Source organism: Zavarzinella formosa DSM 19928 (assembly GCF_000255705.1).
GTDB classification, from domain to species: domain Bacteria; phylum Planctomycetota; class Planctomycetia; order Gemmatales; family Gemmataceae; genus Zavarzinella; species Zavarzinella formosa.
In genome coordinates, this window is sequence record NZ_JH636441.1 from 238,630 (window position 1) to 257,345 (window position 18,716).

Sequence of the window (18,716 nt, forward strand, 5' to 3'; positions counted from 1 at the left end):
CTTGCGAGGCCAAGAATGCGCCCCCGGAAACAGTGGGGAGCATATTCAACTGACATTCTAGTCGTGACGAAGTCCCGCAACCACTTGAAACATCAAGCCCCGCGCCGTCGCCGCCTCATCGTGGCGGGCCGCCTTCCCGCATCTGCTTCAATTGTTTTCGCTGTTCCGGCGTGAGCAACTCGTCGACTTTCGCGTCCGTTTCTTTTTGCAAATCGGCCAGTTTTTTCTTCTGCTCATCCGTCAGTCGCAACACTCCCTGAACCGGAGCGGCCAACAGTTCACCCGGCCGGGGCGGTCGTTGGCCGAACCCGCCAAACCCGCCGCCGGGCGGGCCGAATCCGGCCATTTGCGGGGCATACCCGGTTGATTTGTCCGCGAGTTGGGCGGTTACGGAGGCCGTTCGCTTTTCAACAAAGGTTCGCAACTCCGGCGGCTTGGCCCCTCCAAACGGGCCGGGGAAAGCCCCCGGTTCTTTGCGGGCGGTCGCTGCCTTGGATTCCTTCACCAATGCCTCCTTGGTGGCCGCCTCCAGAACCTCCAGTTCTTTCAGCAAGCGTTCCTTGGTGAAGACAGCGGCCGTCAGTTCTTTCAGGATGACCCGATATTTCTCCTTCATCCCCTCGACAGCCATCAGTCGGTCGGCCAGCCGGTTGCGGGGGTATGGCTTGTTCAAACTGAGATCCATTTGCTGATCGGCCGTCCCGAAAAACGCGAAATTCCCCAAGGCGAGGTCCGTGTCCCACGGGATGAAATGAAATTGGCGGGTCTCCGGGTGGAGATAGAGGTAATAGTTGTGCCCATTGGTGAAAAAGCTGTCGAGGTTCGCCACCAAGGCCGTCGCCGCCTGGAAGCGCAAGAAAGCATCCACGTCCAAGAATGAGCCGATCTGTTTGACGAAGTCGGCGTCTTCGCCCCGGTTGACCAATTTGGTGAACGCGATCACCCGAGTTTGTTCCTCGTTGGTCGCATCTCGTTTTGGTTGATAGGTGGTTTGATACTTCGCCCAGTCGTCTCCCAAGTAATCCAACCCGCCGACACGCTCGGGCTTCATCAGCAAACCTTTGTCCGTTCCATAGTGCGCCTTCAGAAACGGCTTGTTCACTTGCTCTGTCACCGTGTACAGCCCCAATAGTTCGCGGTCGTGCCGGCCGGTCACCGTCAACGAAACCTCGGCAAAAGCCGTTCGCGGGGCGGGAACCCCGCATTCCCGGAAGATCTTGTAGGCGAAGGCTTCCCGCAATTTGCTCGTGTCATGAACGCCGCAATGCAGGTTGAGCGTTTTCAATCCCCGGAACCGAAGGGCGTCATCGTAATGGTCAAACTCAACCTTGAATGATCGCTTCAAGCCCCGAGCGGCGGCTAGATAAGTAGAGTTTCCCTTATAACGCAATCCCACCCCTTCGACTGTTTCATCGCCAATGGAGAAAGATGCTTTCACCCACGGGAACTCGGTGCCGAACACACTCCGGTCGCTGTCCCGCTTCGGATCGGCCTTGGGGGGATTCACCGGCACGGGGTTGAACTGGAACCCGCCAACAGGGGCGGGAGGCTGCATCTTCTGATATTCGGCTTGGGTGAGGACAAGCCGGGCCTCCCAAACCTTGGCGGTGTCAAAAAAGTCGGCGCCCGCCTTCTTGGCCGGCTTGTCTTCTGCTTTCGCCGCCAATCCCCAAGCTCCGGCCGCGAGTACCATCGCCCAACGAATTGAGTTCATGACTCTCTCTGAATTGATGATTTGACCGGACGTTCGTTCCGACAGCGAGTCCGTATGTGAAGGACGAGGCAATCATGAAGAATCAACTTGACGCTCATCAATCACTCATCAACCGGCCGTTTCACACCTCCGACAACACACCGGTGCTGCTGCCGAAACGATCCATATCGACGCCGGATTGTTGCAGCATCCGGACGAACAAATTGGAAAGCGGCTTGTTGTTCCTGCGGTCGAAAGCCACATGTCCGGCATGTTTGAAGCCGCCGCCGGCCAGAATCACCGGAAGGTTGTCACAGGAGTGGGCCGAGGCGTTGCCCATGTTGCTGCCGTAGAAAATCGCCGTCCGGTCGAGCAGCGGGCGGCCGCCGTCGTCGGTGGCTTTCATCTTCCCGAGGAAGTCGCCGAACAACTTCATCTCGGCTTCCTCAATGGCCGCCAGTTGCCGGATCTTCGCTTCGTCCTGTCCGTGGTGGGTTGCGTCGTGGTGGCCGATGGCCACGCCTTGCAGATTCACCGGACCATAAGACCACAGCCAGAGCGCTATCACGCGGGTCGAATCTGTTTGCAGGGCAAGATGCGCCAGATCAAGCCATTGCTGGTCGCGGTCCAGCTTTCGCTGATCCGCGAGATAATCATCCATGAATGGTTTGACGGCCACCTTCGGCTTCGGTTTCCGCACCCACTCATGATCCTGTTGCAATCGTTGCTCGGCCTCCCGGATGGCATTGAGCATCATGTCGAGGCGTTGCCGGTCGCCGGGGCCAAGGGTTTTCGCCAGCGAATTCGCCTGATCGCGGACACCATCGAGAATGCTTCGGCCCGTCTGGATTCGTTGGACCTCGCGGGCGATTTCGGCCGGGGTTCCGTCGATGAAGAGTTGCCGAAAGACCTGCGTGGCCTGCCCCTCGGCCGGGACCTTGACCCCTTTGCGATTCCACGACAACGCCCCGGTTCCCCCGCCCCCCAACGAGAGATACGGGAAGCGTGTTTCGCCGCCGAGATGTTGAGCGGCCTCCTGATCGAGCGAGATGGTGTTCCGAATGTCCCCCATGTCCCGCACGCCCTCGGCCGCCACTCCCGTGAACAGCGCCACCTCGGCATGATGTCCCCCCGGATAACCCCGGTGGGACATGCCGGAGAAGACGGTGAAATCCTTGCGGTGATCCTGAAGCGGCTTCAGATATCGGGTTGCCTCGTAATCCATCCCGGCTTTCTCGGGGAAGAAATACGGGGCGTGATACCCAAGCGGCCGACTGATAAGGAGCATGCGCTTTGCCCGCATCGCCTCGGCTTTCTTCTCGGCCCCAAGACCGACGGGGAGCATGGCATCCAGCAACGGCAATCCGATGCAGACGCCTGAAGACCGAAGAAACGTCCGGCGGTTCAAAACGGGAAACCTCATTGCGGACATCCTTTGACGGGACTTGGTGACCTCATTTCCGCTCACTCACTTCGGCACATAAATCACAAGCACCGCCGGGCGGTTTTTGATCTCGGCGGCTTCCCGCGTGTGGGCGGTCATGTAATCGCCGGAGTCGCCGTGGAGCATGAAGCCGTGGTTGGCGTGCTTGCCGTCGGTCCAGTATTTCACGGCTTGCGTGAAGTCCCAAGCGTTCACCTTCCCCGGCCGGCCCGGTCCCCAGGCGAGGAAGATCGGCAGAAAATCAGGGTCTTCGCCCATTTGAAACCCGCCGATGTCCTTCCAGAATTTGTCCTTGGCGTATTCAAAAGCATTCACTTCATACTCTTCCCACGGACGGTTGCACGGTTCGACCACCCACATGTTTGCCCGCTTCTCGGGGTTGTTCTCGTCGCCCGTTCGCTCGCTCACTCGGGTGACAATCAGTTGGGCGGCCAGAATATTTGATCCCGCCGGGATGCTGGAGAAATCCACTCGCATGAGCGGGCTGCGATGCCGCATGAAGATCTCCTGCGAAGCGCTTTTGCCCCGATTTCTTGCCCGTTCGGCAAACGCCGTATCGGGGCCGTGGCTGTTCCAATAGGCATCCTTCCAACCGGCGTAGGCTTGTTCGGGTTTCGTTGGGTCAAAGCCTTTTTCACCATCGCGGAGAACGGCCAAGACTGCCTTGGGGAATCGCTTTTTCACCTCGGCCAGTTTGGTTTGAAACGACTCTTCGATTTGCTCGACGGTTACCACCGGCGGTTTGTTCCAGAAGTGGGCGACGTTCCTGCCCAACTCCCGGCAACCGTCCGAGGAGGAGCGGACAGCGGAGACGGTCCAGTCGGTTCCGGCAATCGTAATCTTGGTCGGCGTTTCCGGCGCCGGTTTGTCGTTGCCCAAGCGGATATTGTCCACATGCACCGATTCCCCTTCGCGGGGGCTGTACATGAAGATTTCAAAGCGAACCGCCTTGCCCCATTTGGCGTGGACGGCGTAATCATTGGCCCCCGCAAGGGTGGCGATGATTTCATTCTTGCCGGGTTTCAGAAACACCGTTTTTGTCCATCGGCTGATGACCGGGTCCCAGCCTTCGCCCCGGATGCTCTTTTCCTGATGGAGCGTGAAACCGATCACGCAGTGACGGTCGGCGAACACGTCGGCTTTGAAGGTCTTGTAGGCCAGCCAATCCTGGGTCACTTGGGTGGTGGTGATCGTCGGCCAGAGGCCGCCCGCAAAAGTGAGTTTCAGGGAATGTTTGCCCGAGGTGGCATGGTCGCCGGAAAGCTCGAACTTGACCGGCGGTTCCTTGTCCTTGGCGTCCGGAAGCTCAAGGTTGGCCCAAGTCTTCAGATCGGCTTCGTTCTCGAAATCGTAAAGCGATTTCTCCGGCGGCACATCCGCAGCCGACGACCATCCGTCGGAGATTAACAATAGGGCCAACAATCCCAATGATCGCAGCATGAAAATCGTTCCTTCCGATTCGGAGAGTCAACCGGGCGAACTGGTGTCAGCCAATCAAATCCCGCAGCGGGTTGCCGTGAACGTCAGTAAGGCGTTGGTCGCGACCGCCGTAACGGAAAGTGAGTTTGGTGTGTTCGATCCCGAGTTGATGCAGGATCGTCGCGTGGATATCGTGGATGGCCACCGGACGCTCGGCCACCGCGTTGCCGAACTCGTCCGTGGTGCCGAAAGTCGTCCCGCCCTTGAAACCGCCGCCCGCCATGAACAGCGAATAGCCGTTGACATGGTGATCCCGCCCGGCATTTGGCGAGAGACCGGGGGTGTGCGGCGTCCGGCCCATTTCACCGGCCCACAACACAACCGTGGAATCCAACAAGCCGCGACGCTTCAAGTCTGTGATGAGAGCCGCGACGGGCCGGTCGGTGATTTTGGCATTTTCCTCATGATACTTTTTCAACTCGCCGTGCTGGTCCCAAGGTGAGTTGTTGGCATGCGTCAACGGACAGGTGATCTCGATGAAGCGCACGCCGGCCTCGACCAATCGCCGGGCGCGCAGGCATTGTAGCGAGTAGTATTTCTGGAAATCGGTTCCCGTGTCCACGCCATAGAGGGTGCGGGTTTCAGCCGTCTCTTTGCTCACATCGGCGACGTTGGGAATGGCCGTCTGCATGCGGAAGGCGGTCTCGTAATTTCGCACCGCCGATTCGACGGCATCCCGTTCGGAGGAACCGGCCGCGAACCCGGCGTCTTGATCCCGCAAGAGATCGAGCTTTCGCCGTTGGACGGCCTCGCGGTCGGTCGGCTTGATGTTGTCAAGCGGCGTGCCCTTCGCACGCAATACGGTGGCCTGATGCTCGGCCGGGAGATAAGCACTGGCGAAGTTTTCCATGCCGCCGTTGGGAACCCAGTCGTTGTTCAGCACGACATATCCCGGCAATTCCTTGGAACCGCTGCCGAGGCCGTAGGACACCCACGAACCGAAGCTTGGCGCGCCGCCGGTGACGCGCCCCGTGTGCGTCAGCAGGTTTTGTTGGCCGTGCAACGGTTGTTCGCCGACGACCGAGCGCACCACGCACAATTCATCCGCGACCCCGGCGATGTGCGGCAGAAGATCACTTACCCACAAGCCGCTTTTGCCACGTTGTTTGAACTCCCAGGGGCTTGGCATCCATACCCGCCCGGCGCTGCTCTGGGACCGCTTGGAAACGGCCGATTCACCGATGGGTTTGCCGGCAAATTTGGCGAGGGCCGGTTTCGGGTCGAAGGTGTCCACATGGCTCGGCCCGCCGTCCATGAAACAGAAGATCACGCATTTGGCCTTCGCCGGATGGTGCATGCCGGGACCGGCGGCGTAAGCGGGGTCGGTAAGAAGACCCTTGAGGGCGAGCAGGCCGAACCCGGTCGAGGTATTGCGGAGCCAGTCGCGGCGGGAGGAGAACGGGGTGCGGAACAAGATGATTCTCCTAGCGGACGTAGATGAATTCTTTGACGTTGAACATCGCGTGGGCGATGTCCTTCCAGACGACCGGCGAAGCCATCACCTGCCCGTCGGCGATGCCGTGGGCACTGGCGAAGTCCCGCACGGCCACTTTCCATCGCTCCAGTTCTCCGGTTGTCGCTGGTCGGCCGAGGGCGACGCGGAACATCGCCTCCAGCCGTTCTTCCATCGTCTTGTGCGAAGCCTTGGCGACCATCGCCCCCCAATATTCGGCCTGCCCCAGCACGAACGGATCGTTCAGCATGGCGAGGGCTTGGGCGGGGCCGTTGGTCACGTCCCGTCTTCCGGTGGGGATTTTCGGCGGCGGTTGGTTGAACACGGCTAAAAACGCCGGCGGTTCCATCAGCGTGACCTTGGTATAAATCGACCGTCGGCCATTGCCGTCGAGCGGGCCCGAGAAGAGTCGCTTCTCGGGGTCTTCGTGGGTGCGGAAGGGATTCACCGGCGGGCCGAACACCGTGCGATCCAACCGGCCGGATGCCGCCAGCATCGCATCGCGGACTTCCTCCGCTTCGAGCCGCCGCAATGAAAGATGATGCAACAGACGATTGCGGGGATCGTTTTGCACGGCCTTCGCGTCGGTCTGACCGGATTGTCGAAACGTCCGGCTGGTGACAAGCAGTCGAACCAGTTTCTTCGTGGACCAGCCGTTTTCAACGAACCATCCGGCCAGCCAATCAAGCAATTCCGGATGGGAGGGTTTTTCCCCCAGATGCCCGAAGTCGTCCGGCGAGGCCACCAACCCGGCGCCGAACACCCAATGCCAGACGCGATTGACATAGACGCGGGCAGTGAGCGGATTGCGATCACTGGCCACAAACTCGGCCAATTCCCGGCGGCCGCTTCCCGGCCCTGCCGGGGCGGTTTTCGGGAACACACTGAGGTAGCCGCGGGGAACAGCCGTCGTCGGCCGGTCGTAGTCGCCACGAATGTTGAGCCGATAATCCTCGGCCGGGTCGGCCTCGGCCATCCCATTCACGGTCTGCGGCTCTTTCAATTCCAGTTCCAGTTTGCGGTATTCGTCCAGCAAGTCGGTGACACTCTTTGGAACCGCCTGTTCCCCGTTGGGGAGAAACTTGTTCTGAAGCAGCCAGTTCAGGAGAACCACGTCCTCGTCTGTTGCTTTGTCATGCGCCCATGAATCAACCGCCTTGCGAAGCCAGACAGCGTATCGTTCGGAAACCTCGGCCATTGTTTTGGGCGGCCCGCCTTGAAACAACCCGGTGAACCGCCCCAGTTCATCGGCCGGAGAACCGGGGACGCTGTGGGTGACGGCTCGAGTGACTCCCAACCAACTCTTCGGATCGGCGGCTTGGGCTTCCGAACACGCACCGCCCAAACCGACACGCGGGGGGAAATACGGGTTGCTCGTCTTGGTGGCGAATTCGACAAAGACCCGGCGATCCTTCATTTCCGGGAAGGTCGAGTAATGCCGAAACGCCGGATCGGCGTTGGCGAGATACGATTGCCGTTCGGCGAGAAAGGCGTTGTCCACAATGGTCCGCTCGGCGGCGAAGTCGCCCCCGGCCACCGCCAGACTGATGCTCGGTTGGTCGTATCCCTTCAAGAACGGCGTCCGCACCGCTCCGTTGAGTCGCGGGGAAATCGCATCAGAGAACAACCCGCCCGGCAACACCCGGCCGATCACTTGTTTGCCGGTCAGGCTCAAGGTGAAATCACCAGAACGCACCGGACCATCCCGTAGGCCGACGCCGTCCACGGACCATCCGGGCGGTAACTTCTCCCGACAATCCGCGACCACGCGAAAATCACGGGCGTTGGCAACTGTCCGATCACGGGCGGCCGTGGCATACTCCTTCTCCATCGCCGACCAAACGTCAGCGATTGGTTTCTTGTCGCTTTCGGCCTTCATCAACAAAAACCACGGTCGCAACAGATGCTCCAACGGCAACGGCGTTTTCGGTTCCGCCGTCTTCCGCATTTCCTCGGCAAACTTATTGGCCGACTCCAGCCACCATTGGCCGATCTCGGCCCGGAGTCGCGGTTTCATGGCCCGGAGTTTGGCGATTGCCTCCCGGTTGCGATCCGGGGTGTCGGTGGTGACGCTCACCCAGCGGGGACTCATGAACATCCCGGCGAGGGCGTAATAATCCTTTTGCGAGACGGCATCGAGCTTATGGTCGTGGCATTGGGCGCATCCAACAGTCATCGCTTGGAATGCCTTCGAGAACGCATCAATCTTGTTGTGCAGCATCTCTTGGTGGATGCCGTTGAACATGGCGCTGTCGCCGTGTCGCTTTTCGCCGAGTTGAAAAAACATCGGGCCAAACAACGATTCATTCAAGCCTTCGTCGGCCTTGATGCGCGGATTCGGCAACAAATCCCCCGCGAGATGTTCGCGCGTGAGTTGGTCGAACGGCACATCCGAGTTGAATGCCCGGATGAGATAATCGCGGTATCGCCACGCCCCTTTGGCGGGGACATCCCATTCGTAACCGTAGGTGTCGCCGTAGCGAACCACATCCATCCAGTGCCTTGCCCACTTTTCCCCGTAATGCGGCGAACCGAGCAATCGGTCCACATAGCGTGCCTCGGCGCCCGGCATCGAATCCGCCTCAAAGGCCCGCACATCCTCGGGCGTCGGCGGCAATCCAGTGAGCAGGAAACTCAAACGCCTTGCCAATGTGGTGCGATCCGCAACCGGAGCGGGAGTCAGCCCGGCCGAATCGAGTTTCGACCGGATGAAGCGGTCAACCGGGTTGGCCGCCCATTCCGCGTCGGCAATGTTCGGGGGCACATGCCGGCCAACGGGTTGAAGACTCCACCATGTCTTGCGTTCGCGGAAAACAGTCTCCCAATCGGGAGCCGCCGCTTCACCGGCGGGGACGGTCGTTCGCGGGTCCGGCAGACCCATCTTGACCCACTGTTCCAACGCCGCGATTTGTTCGGGCTTCAGTTTCTTGTCCGGCGGCATCTTCAGATCGTCTTTGAGATGCCGAACCGCCCGCACAAGAATGCTCTCCTCCGGTTTGCCGACAACAACGGCCGGGCCGGAATCGCCCCCCTTGAGCAGAGCGGGCCGAGAGTCAAGCCGAAGGCTTCCCTTTTGCTTGTCCTTGCTGTGGCATTGCTGACAATGCTCAACAAGAATGGGACGTATTTTCGATTCAAAGAACGCAAGTCCCTCGGTTTCGGAAGCAATGGCAGGGAAAGCAAAGATTAGCGGGAGGATGGTAGAGACACACAAAACAACCAATCTGGCGAAACACGGCTTCATTGGCAACGCTCCCGAATGGCGGCTCATCAATGTTGTGGGAGAGCCAAAGCCGGTCTGTTCCGGATGAGGAATCCAGAGAATGTGGCATCAACTTGTTGCAGTCTAACGCCGCCGCAAACAGGGGTCAAGCAGTTTGCAAGGCCTGCTTCCGCAATAATCAAGCGTCTTGCGATTTCCCAACTCGCGTTGTCTTCCCATTCCCCAAGGCGTTTTGTTTCTCCAAACTACCAGATTGTTTGCCGACGTTTCCGGGTTTCGGCGAGACCGGGGCGGCCGCAAGGACGATATAACCGTCTGATTCGTTCCACGGGGTTTAACCGGGACGGCCCAAGATGGCGGAGATGTTTAACAGATTCGTTCCCGTAATCGGCCTCTCAGCCGTGTTAGCGGCATTGTCGCACGCCCAAGAACCGATCACTCAGTTGCCGGTTACGAATTTGCTGAGCGCCGCCCAAGAACCGAAGAAGGAAATCGTTGATCCAAAACAGCCTCTCGTCGATCCGAAGACGCCGAAGGTTGATCCCAAGACTCCGAAAGTCGATCCGAAAACTCCTCCACCAACCACCAATCCGCCCATCGTCGATCTGCTGGCCGAAGGGGGCAACGGAACGACGGCCGACCCGTCACGCACCGGGCAAAGCATCACGTATGCCCCGAACATGTACGGGGATGCGTTTGGCGGCGGTCGCACCCGATTTAATGTGTTTCTTGGCAGTTTGCAGGCGCAATCGCGGGTGATTGACAACACACTTTCCGACGTGCCCAGCAGCCCAAACCGCCCCTTGTCGGTCAATTATGGCCCCGGCGCCGGTAACGGAATCGTGGTGGTGGGAAACGCCACCCAAGCCAAAATGCTGGGATTGTCAACAACTCCGGGAGTCAAGACATACCAACTGGCCTCCTACCCAAACGCTTCCCCGCAATTCACCAGCGTGGAAAACTATAAGGCAATTCAAACGAGGATTTTGGCTCAGCAAGTGCAGAATGGAGGAGGAAAAGCCACCTTCGCGATCACTGACAACGCCGCTTATCATAGCGCGGCCGATGGGATTTTTAACAAGCTTTACGGCCCAGGCTCGACGGCTTTTGTCTCCCAAGGCTCAAAAGTCGTTTACACGACGCCCGTTTTGAATGAGGGAGCGTCCTTTTCTCCGGGCGTGGCGGACATCTTTTACAAGTATGACGCCTATTCGCAGATCGATGTGGCGACACCCGCTTCCGGCGGGGTGGTGGGCCGGACCAAGATCTCCGAGGAAAACAACCCCCTGCCGCGGGACCGGATTATCTTCGGGTACGATTTTTTTAACAACACCCGGCTGACCACGGATGGCTTCAATGTCCAGCGATTTTCGCCGGGCTTTGAAACCACCTTCCTTGACCAGCAAGCGTCGATTCAGGTGCAACTGCCGTTTGCCGCGACGTTAAACCCGGTCAGTGCGACGGATGGCGGTGTCTCCAACCGCGACACGGTGTTTGGCAACATGTTTGTGACGCTCAAAGGACTGTTTTATTCCTCTCAAACATTTCATGCGGCCACCGGCTTGGGGCTGGCGCTTCCGACATCCCCGGACACGGTGTTGAAGTTGCCCGGCGGCGGCGGTGATCTCTTGCGGATCAAGAACGAATCCCTGGATGTGGTGCCGTTTCTGGCGGGCATCTACACGCCCAATTCACGGTTCTTCTGGCAAAACTGGCTGTCGATGTCTTTCGACACCACGGGAAGCCCGGTGCTGGCCAATCTCGACGGGAACGGATTGCGGCCAATCGGCCGCCTCCGGGATCAATCGGTGATGGCCCTCGACACGCAGATTGGCTATTGGCTGATTGTCCCTGGCACGGGCGAGGGCTTCGTCAGAGGGCTGACGCCGTTCTTGGAATTGCATTACAACTCGACGGTGACGAACAGCCCGGTGGTCCAGTCCGGCGGTTTCGGTATTGCGTCGTCGGACAACCGATACGACGAGTTGAATCTCTCAACCGGTCTGGCGATGTATCTGGAAAACAACCTGTTGGTGTCCACTTCCTTGGTGGTGCCATTGAAGAGCGGCCCGGACAAGTTCTTCGATTATCAATTGGGCTTCCGGGTAAGCTGGTTCTTCGGAGCGACCGCCGCGAACCCAAGTGCGTTGCAGTACGGGCGATGAGCGATGGCCGCCCGAAGTGTTTAATTTTTCCCCGCAAACACTTGTTTGAACTCGTCCCGCTCCCGGAGCATGGCAAAGTCCGGATCTTTGTCAAGAAGCTGAACATTGGTGAAACCACCTGCGACGGCTTTCTTCAACCACCCGATGGCCTCGTCCGCCAGTTTCCGGTCGTTGGCTTTGTCGCGCACAGCCGCCAGCGCGTAAATCCGGGCGAGTTCGACATGGTGCCGAACTTTTAGATCCGGCCGTTTGGCCAGCGCCTCAACGGCGGGCATCACGTCGGCCACGCGCCCGCCCACGATCAGATTGACGGCGTTCTTCAGCCGAATTGAGGTGTCCAACTCGACGATCCGCGTGGCGTCGGCAGCCGCTTTGGGAGCTTCCTTTTGCTGTTCGAGGATCTTTTGCCGGGCCGTCAACGACGCTTTCAATTGCTTCAACGTCTCAATGTCATCCGGGGTTTTCGCATACACGGCATCCGAGAAGGCGACCGCCTTGTCGTACCACGGCAGCGCCTCGGCCAATTGTGTGTCACCTCGTTTCAACTCGCCCAAATTCCGGCACGTCATCGCCTGATTGAGTTGGTACGCCACTTGAGCGGGGAATTCTTCAATGAGTTTTTGTTGAATCGCATAAGCGGCTTGGAAATCCTTTTCGGCGTCGATCGCTTGGTTGCCGTCGCGGTGGAAAACACCCCGGTTGTTGTGGCTCAACGCCAGTTCGGCTTGGTATTCCCGGTTTTTGGGAAAATCCGAGACGAGTTTGGCCTGGATGTTGATGGCCTCCGCGTATTCATTCCCGGCCTCGGCTTGTTGCTTGCGAGCCAGCAGCATGTTCCCCAAGAAATTATGACTGCGAGCCAGCAGGGACCGATACACCGGATTTTTGGGGAAGCGACCGGCGAGTTGCTTTTGGGAATCGAGGGCCTTTCGCAGAGTGTCAAGCGGCTCTTGCGGCGGGACCGTTTTGAGTCGGTTCAGTGTTTCGGCGAGAAGGTAATTCGCGGACGACAAATATTGCTGATACTGCGGCATGCTCGGATAAGTTTGTTGCAGCGTTTCGTAAATCTCGACCGCCTTGCGCAATTCCCCGACAGCATCGGCCGTGTTGCCCAAGGCGTTCGCGGTGTTCGCCAGATTGATGCGGGTCTTCGCCAGGTCTTCCTGATACGTCGCCTCGGCCGGGGATTCCGTGCGGAGTTTTTCGCGAATTTCCAGCGTGCGCTGCAACAACGGCTCCGCATCGGCAGCCCGGCCTCGCTCAAGCATGGTGATCGCCAGATTGCTCAGGCTCCCCGCCAGTTGGTTGCGGTAATCGGGAACCTTGGGATGATCGGCCGCCAGTTTTGTCTGGATGGCGATGGCCTGTTTCAGAACCCGGTTGGCTTCCTCCGTCTCGCCCTGCACCCGCCAGGTGTCGCCAAGGTTGGTGAGAGTGCGCGCCCATTGCTGGGCATATTCCGGTTTCTGCGGGAACTCGCCCGCCAGAGCTTCCTGAATGTTGACGGCGTTGGTGTATGAGACGGTCGCTTCCCGATAACGGGCCGCCTGATGCCGGACAAGCCCGGTGTTGGTGAAGGACCTCGCTTGTTCAAATCGATACTCCGGTTGCGCCGGGTAGTCGGCCGCCAGTTCTTTGAACAACCCGGCGGCCGTTTCAAAAGAGGTTTCGGCCTCGGCATTGCGGCCCAGCCGGCGTTCGATGGTTCCGACACGGAACGCCGCTTGCGCCCGGCGTTTTCGCTCGTTCTCGCCGTTTCCGGCCTCTTTCATCAAACCGAGATAGTGATTGTGGGCTTCCTCCAAGAACTTCTTCTGTTCCGGGGTGATCTCCTGTTGGGCGATGAGAGAGTCGCGGGTAAAATTCGAGGTCATCGCGTCGAGGGCATCGAGCGCTGAATTGCGGGCGGTCTCCGCTTTTTCCCGTTGTTCTTGCTCGGCGGCGCGGGCGGCCTCTTTCTCGTTCCGCTCACGGATCGTGCGGTTTTTCTCCGCGTTCACGAAAAGCAATCCCACGCCAAGGGCCAGCACGGAGGTGACGAGCATCACCGTCGCCGCCGTCATGAACGAGCGATGTTTGCGGCCCCAGCGCCGGAGGCGATCAATCAGCGGTTCGGGATAAGCTTGAACAGGCTCGTCCGCCAGAAAGTGTTCGATGTCCTCGCCCAAGGCCATCGCCGTCACGTAACGATCCTCGGGTTTGAGGGCCATCGCCTTCACCACAATGGCGTTGAGCGCCGACGGAACTCCGGGCTTCGCCTTGATCGGCGGTGTGTATTCCCCTCGTTTGACCCGCGACAGCAATTCGTCGATCTTTTTGCCGTTGAAGGGAACTTGCCCCGTGACCAAGGAATACAGGGTCGCCCCCAGACTGTAAATGTCCGTCGACTTTCCAAGAATGTCGAGCCGCCCCTCGGCTTGCTCGGGACTCATGAACGCGGGGGTGCCGATGGCCGTTCCCGCCACGGTCGCCTCAACACTGGCGGCATTGGATGGCTGGATGGATTTCTCGGCCCCGGTTAACGTCCCTCCCTGTTCCGGCGACGTGTCGCCGATGGTCTTCGCCAGTCCCCAGTCCACAACCAGCGTTTCGCCGTACTTGCCGATCATGATGTTGCCCGGCTTCAAATCCCGGTGCAGCACGCCCCGGCTATGGGCATACCCGATGGCATTGCACACATCGACGAACCGCTTCAGCAAATTGCGGAAAGCCACATTTCGTTCACTCTCGTCGCTGATGGGCTTTTCATAAAAGTGGTTGATGGCCTCTTTCAGCGAGTCGCCGTGGATGAAGCGCATCGCGTAATAGGGCCGGCCATCGGAATAGGTTCCCAGCCCGTAAACCGGGACGATGCCGGGATGTTCCAACCCGCCGGTGATCTCGGCCTCCATGAGAAACCGGCCACGACTGTCGGCGTCCACGGCATGCTTGGACAAGATTTCCTTGAGGGCCACCTCGCGGTTGATTTCCTGATCTTGGGCGACGAACACCTCGCCAAGCCCCCCTCGGGCGTGGGGGCGCAGCACGCGGAATCGCGTCCCCTCATGCTGAACGGCTGATTTTCTCGAACCGCCTGCGTGCATCGTGGCATGGCCCGATGCGTGATAAGGCGTCGGGATGCTGCCAGTGCCCCCCTCCCCGACGGTGCCGGATTGCGGCTTCCACCCGGTTGCCGGAGGAGAGCCGCCCGCCTGTGTCATGGTGTGCTGGAAATCATCGTGCCCGGCCTCGCCCATTGTGTGCGGAGCCACTCCCCCGGCGTCCCCCATTGTCTGAGGGGTGGAACTGGTGGCGTCGCTCTGTGCATGAGGGAATGAGCCGGTGGCGTCTTCCTTTGTCTGCGACGCTCCCCCCCCGCCATCGCCCCTCGCGTGCGGGACCGCGCCGGTGGCGGTCATCAACGCCATCGATTCCTGCGAGTCGTTGTCATTCTCCCGGAGCTTTTCCCGAACCAAGGCATTGATTTGTCCGACTTGTTGCGGAGTGAGTTGCCGTTGCTCCATCAGAATGTCCGCGATCAAGCGGTGTTTGTTTTGCATCCAGACATTCGTCGCCCGATCAAGGGCGTCTTGGGGGACCAAGTTCATCTGAACGGCCAAGGCCCCAAAGAGCAAATTCAAATCGGAGGACATGCGGACACCGGTGGGATCGGAAGCGATTGGATGCCCTGATTGTATGATCGTCGCCGAATCGGGTGAGGGCGAGGCTGTTCTCCGCCTGAAAACGCCCCCAATTTGGTCCGCCGGAACTCTCCCTTCGGCTGCAAGTGCATCAATCCCCGCCAAGTTTTTTCGATTTGCCAATTGATCCGGCCGACGGAAACGGGAAACTAGACGGGGCCTCTCAGATCCCTGTTCACCGTTACTTTCGGACACCATGAGCCAACCCGATCAACCAACTGCGTTCAAACCGTTTGTCCCTCCCGAAACCTCGATGCCGGAATTCACCTTTCCGGCCTTGATTACCGGGGCGGCCCTCGGGTTGGTTTTCGCCGCCTCGTCGCTTTACTTGGTGCTGAAGATCGGCATGACGGTCTCGGCCTCCATCCCCGTGGCGGTGCTGGCGATCACACTGTTCAAGGCGTTCTCCAAAGCATTCGGATTGCGACAGGCGACCATCCTCGAAAACAACATCACGCAGACCGCCGGTTCGGCCGGGGAATCCATCGCCTTCGGCGTCGGCGTCACCATGCCGGCCCTGATGATGCTCGGTTTCGGGATGGACCTCGGCCGGGTAATGGTTGTTTCCGTCCTCGGCGGCTTGTTGGGTATTTTGGCAATGATTCCGTTGCGCCGGGCCTTCATTGTTCACATGCACGGCAAACCCGGCCAACCGGGCACATTGCTATTCCCCGAAGGGACGGCCTGCGCCCAAGTGCTGATCTCCGGCGAAAAAGGCGGGGCCACCGGTCAGACGGTGTTCTTCGGCTTCGGCATCGCCTTCCTCCACAAGTTCATCGTCGAGGGAATGGCACTCCTGGCGGGGACGTTCAAATTCCCTCTGACATTCATCAACAAATCAGCGGTTTTTGCCCAAGAAATGGCCTCGGAACTGCTCGGCGTCGGCTACATCATCGGACTGCGAACCAGCGCCATGATGATGGGCGGGGCCGTTCTGGGCTATCTCGTCATCATCCCGCTGATCTACTTCATCGGTGAACATTCCGACACAATCCTGCCCCCCGGCAAGAAGTTGATTCGGGACATGAACGTGAAAGAAATCCGGGACGGCTATCTGTTGTTCGTCGGAGCCGGTTGCGTGGCGACGGCGGGCATCATCAGCATGTTGAAGACCCTGCCAATGATCGTTCGCGGGTTGCTGGCCAGCATTGGCGGTAGAAGCGGAAAAGCAACCGCCGAAGGGCCGGTGAAACGGACAGACAATGACATGTCGTTGAAGGTGGTGTTGTTCGGCAGTCTCGGACTGGTCGGCCTGCTGACGATTTTCCTTGCGCAACAGGTGAACCCGGTGAAGGCGGTTCTCGGGGCGGGATTGGTGGTGATGTTTGGGTTTCTGTTTGTGACGGTGTCCAGCCGCCTCACCGGAGAAATCGGCTCGTCCTCCAACCCCATCTCCGGGATGACTGTCGCCACACTGATGCTAACCTGCCTGATCTTCGTGGCCCTTGGCATGACCAGCGTGGAAGAACGTGTCTTGGCTCTCTGTATCGCGGCGGTGGTGTGCGTTGCGTCATCCAACGGCGGAACGACGGCTCAATCTCTCAAAACCGGCTTTCTCGTCGGCGGCACGCCAAAGGCCGGACAATACGCCATCCTCGTCGGGGCATTGGTCTCGGCGCTGGTCATTGGCGGAACGCTGATCTTGTTCAACGAATCCAAGGTGATTTACAGCCAGCGCCCCGATTTGTTGCCGGGCGTCGTGCTGACGCAAGCCGAGGTGGGACGATTGAAACAATCTGAGAAACATGAGGGGCAGGAATACGCGATCTTCGACACGCGAAACGAAGAGTTGACGAAACCGGCCGATGAATATGTCCCCCGGCCTGAAGTCGCGGACACCCGCGAAGGCCGCTATCTGGTGGACCGGGAAACCGGCCGGATTCGCTTCCTCAAGGACAGCACCATCATGGGCAAGCTGGACACACGGGACGACGGCACCCCGGTGACCCGCGAATTCGACGCCCCGAAAACACAAGTGATGTCCATCATCATCAACGGAGTGTTGAAGCAGGAATTAAACTGGAGCATGGTCGGCCTTGGAGCAATGATCGCCCTGATGCTGGAGTTGTGCGGCGTGTCGGCCCTTGCGTTCGCCGTGGGGTTGTATGTGCCGATCCAATTCTCCACGCCGATCTTCATGGGCGGCATTCTTCGCTTTTTCGTGGATCGAAAATTTGCAAAGGAAGGAGAAGCCGCCATCAAGGCCGCCGGCAACGACCCGGAGAAACGGGCGCTGGCCGAGATCGAAGCGATGCGAAAAACGGAGACAAGCTCCGGTGTGTTGTTGGCCTCCGGCTATATCGCCGGGGGTTCCATCGCGGGCATGTTGATCGCTTTCGTCGCCTTCAAAGACAATTGGCCGGATGACTTGACGGCATTCCAGTACGGCAAGGCGCCGTTCGCCAAGACGGCCACCTTGGAACAGGCGGCCGATGAGTTCGCCCAGCAAAAACTCGGGTATGACCGGGCGGCTCTGGAGAAGGAAATCGCCTCGCTGCCGCCGAAACCGAAGGAGGCTCCGAAACCGGAGGCCAAGGACAAAGAAGGGAAGCCATTGCCGAAGACCGTCGAGAAGAAACCAGAACTCTCGGCGCCGGAGAAAAAACTGGCGGAGTTGAACAAACTCCGGGATGAAGTGGCGAAACTCAGTGAAAACGAGCCTTATCGTTGGGTAATCGTCAAAGCGGGCACGGTGTTGAAGATTTTGGGAGTCGATCCGCTGGCGGTCGATGCCCCGAGCACCATCGGGGCAATCACAAAGGATCTTTACAACGACGACAAACCGGACACGGCAAAGCAAATCGCCGAATTGAACACCCTGAAACTCGGCGTGAAAGAAGGAACCGATCCGCTAACCATTGCCATCCCGGCGGACACGGAAATCAAAATTCCGAAGAGGCATAAAGTCGAAACCGACACCCCCCTGCCCGTGTTGGCCGGCCAATTGCTCGGCCGGGAGCGCATGGCCCCGCAACTGTTCAAGACAAATGAGACGGTGTTGGAATTGCCCAAAACCCTGCCGCCGGAGGCAGAGTTGACCAAACCACAAAAAGAGTGGCCAAGTCTTTTAATCTTCGGGGGATTGATGTTGCTCCTGCTCCTGGTGGGATTGCGGACGCCGAAGGAGTAATCGGCGTCTCCCGGCTCACTCATCCCGGTGAACGGTGGCCGGGGAGAAGGCGGGCAGGCAAACAGCCACATACTCGGCGCCGTCTTCCTCCGGGCTGTCATAGCGGACCCATTCGCCGGGAGCCACATGCACAGACTGCCCGGCCCGCACCTCCAACACGCCCGTCTTGGTGGTCACCCGCAACATGCCCTTCAAAACGAGCGTGTACTCATCAAATTCCGGCGTCTGCCCCGGTTCGATCCAGCCGACCGGGCTGCGCATGTGGGCAATGCTGACCACATCCGTGCCGGTGTTCAGGCGGCCAATGTGTTCAAGGATGATCTTCGGCTTGTTCCCGGCCGCTTCAATGCGAGCGGGACTTTCAATCAAACGAGCCACGTGGACTCTCCTTGAGAAATGAGGCAATGACCAATGACCAATGACCAATGGGGCGTTATGCTAGTTGCGGG

9 protein-coding genes are annotated in these 18,716 nt (G+C 59.2%); 2 read left to right on the top strand and 7 right to left on the bottom strand.

Translation table 11 applies throughout. The features are described 5' to 3' along the window. Window positions 1-115 precede the first annotated feature (115 nt). The 5 genes from BGIM_RS0117445 to BGIM_RS57710 all read right to left on the bottom strand — a co-directional run bounded on the left by BGIM_RS0117445 (window position 116) and on the right by BGIM_RS57710 (window position 9,313). Window positions 116-1,714, bottom strand: a complete 1,599-nt coding sequence (locus BGIM_RS0117445) for a CotH kinase family protein (RefSeq protein WP_020471023.1) — start codon at window positions 1,712-1,714, stop codon at window positions 116-118. 121 nt (window positions 1,715-1,835) lie between these two features. Continuing rightward, a complete protein-coding gene (locus BGIM_RS0117450; RefSeq protein WP_020471024.1) occupies window positions 1,836-3,116 on the bottom strand; it encodes a DUF1552 domain-containing protein in 1,281 nt (426 codons plus the stop codon). 45 nt (window positions 3,117-3,161) lie between these two features. Continuing rightward, complete coding sequence (locus BGIM_RS0117455) at window positions 3,162-4,577, bottom strand: DNRLRE domain-containing protein (protein WP_020471025.1); 1,416 nt, start codon at window positions 4,575-4,577, stop codon at window positions 3,162-3,164. A gap of 46 nt (window positions 4,578-4,623) precedes the next feature. After that, on the bottom strand, window positions 4,624-6,030 hold the full coding sequence (locus BGIM_RS0117460) for a DUF1501 domain-containing protein (RefSeq protein WP_020471026.1): 1,407 nt from the start codon (window positions 6,028-6,030) through the stop codon (window positions 4,624-4,626). A 10-nt stretch (window positions 6,031-6,040) separates the two neighbouring features. Then, window positions 6,041-9,313, bottom strand: coding sequence for a PSD1 and planctomycete cytochrome C domain-containing protein (locus BGIM_RS57710; protein ID WP_072022268.1), 3,273 nt, complete (start codon window positions 9,311-9,313; stop codon window positions 6,041-6,043). 341 nt (window positions 9,314-9,654) lie between these two features. Between BGIM_RS57710 and BGIM_RS0117475 the strand changes: the two genes are divergently transcribed. Continuing rightward, window positions 9,655-11,457, top strand: coding sequence for a hypothetical protein (locus BGIM_RS0117475; protein WP_157369180.1), 1,803 nt, complete (start codon window positions 9,655-9,657; stop codon window positions 11,455-11,457). 20 nt (window positions 11,458-11,477) lie between these two features. Here the strand turns inward: BGIM_RS0117475 and BGIM_RS57720 are convergent, their stop codons facing one another. Beyond that, complete coding sequence (locus BGIM_RS57720; protein ID WP_020471030.1) at window positions 11,478-15,089, bottom strand: serine/threonine-protein kinase; 3,612 nt, start codon at window positions 15,087-15,089, stop codon at window positions 11,478-11,480. A gap of 301 nt (window positions 15,090-15,390) precedes the next feature. Here BGIM_RS57720 and BGIM_RS50990 point away from each other — a divergent pair, with 301 nt between their 5' ends. Beyond that, on the top strand, window positions 15,391-18,267 hold the full coding sequence (locus BGIM_RS50990; RefSeq protein ID WP_020471031.1) for an OPT family oligopeptide transporter: 2,877 nt from the start codon (window positions 15,391-15,393) through the stop codon (window positions 18,265-18,267). A gap of 15 nt (window positions 18,268-18,282) precedes the next feature. On the opposite strand, the gene BGIM_RS0117490 is transcribed toward BGIM_RS50990, so the two are convergent. Beyond that, window positions 18,283-18,645, bottom strand: coding sequence for a cupin domain-containing protein (locus tag BGIM_RS0117490; protein ID WP_020471032.1), 363 nt, complete (start codon window positions 18,643-18,645; stop codon window positions 18,283-18,285). Window positions 18,646-18,716 lie beyond the last annotated feature (71 nt).

What these genes read in the sequence shown, in the direction of transcription:
- BGIM_RS57720 (WP_020471030.1), bottom strand. Translation starts at nt 15,089, where the DNA reads ATGTCCTCCGATTTGAATTTGCTCTTTGGGGCCTTGGCCGTTCAGATG.
- BGIM_RS0117475 (WP_157369180.1), top strand. Translation starts at nt 9,655, where the DNA reads ATGTTTAACAGATTCGTTCCCGTAATCGGCCTCTCAGCCGTGTTAGCG.
- BGIM_RS0117450 (WP_020471024.1), bottom strand. Translation starts at nt 3,116, where the DNA reads ATGAGGTTTCCCGTTTTGAACCGCCGGACGTTTCTTCGGTCTTCAGGC.
- BGIM_RS0117445 (WP_020471023.1), bottom strand. Translation starts at nt 1,714, where the DNA reads ATGAACTCAATTCGTTGGGCGATGGTACTCGCGGCCGGAGCTTGGGGA.
- BGIM_RS0117455 (WP_020471025.1), bottom strand. Translation starts at nt 4,577, where the DNA reads ATGCTGCGATCATTGGGATTGTTGGCCCTATTGTTAATCTCCGACGGA.
- BGIM_RS50990 (WP_020471031.1), top strand. Translation starts at nt 15,391, where the DNA reads ATGCCGGAATTCACCTTTCCGGCCTTGATTACCGGGGCGGCCCTCGGG.
- BGIM_RS57710 (WP_072022268.1), bottom strand. Translation starts at nt 9,313, where the DNA reads ATGAAGCCGTGTTTCGCCAGATTGGTTGTTTTGTGTGTCTCTACCATC.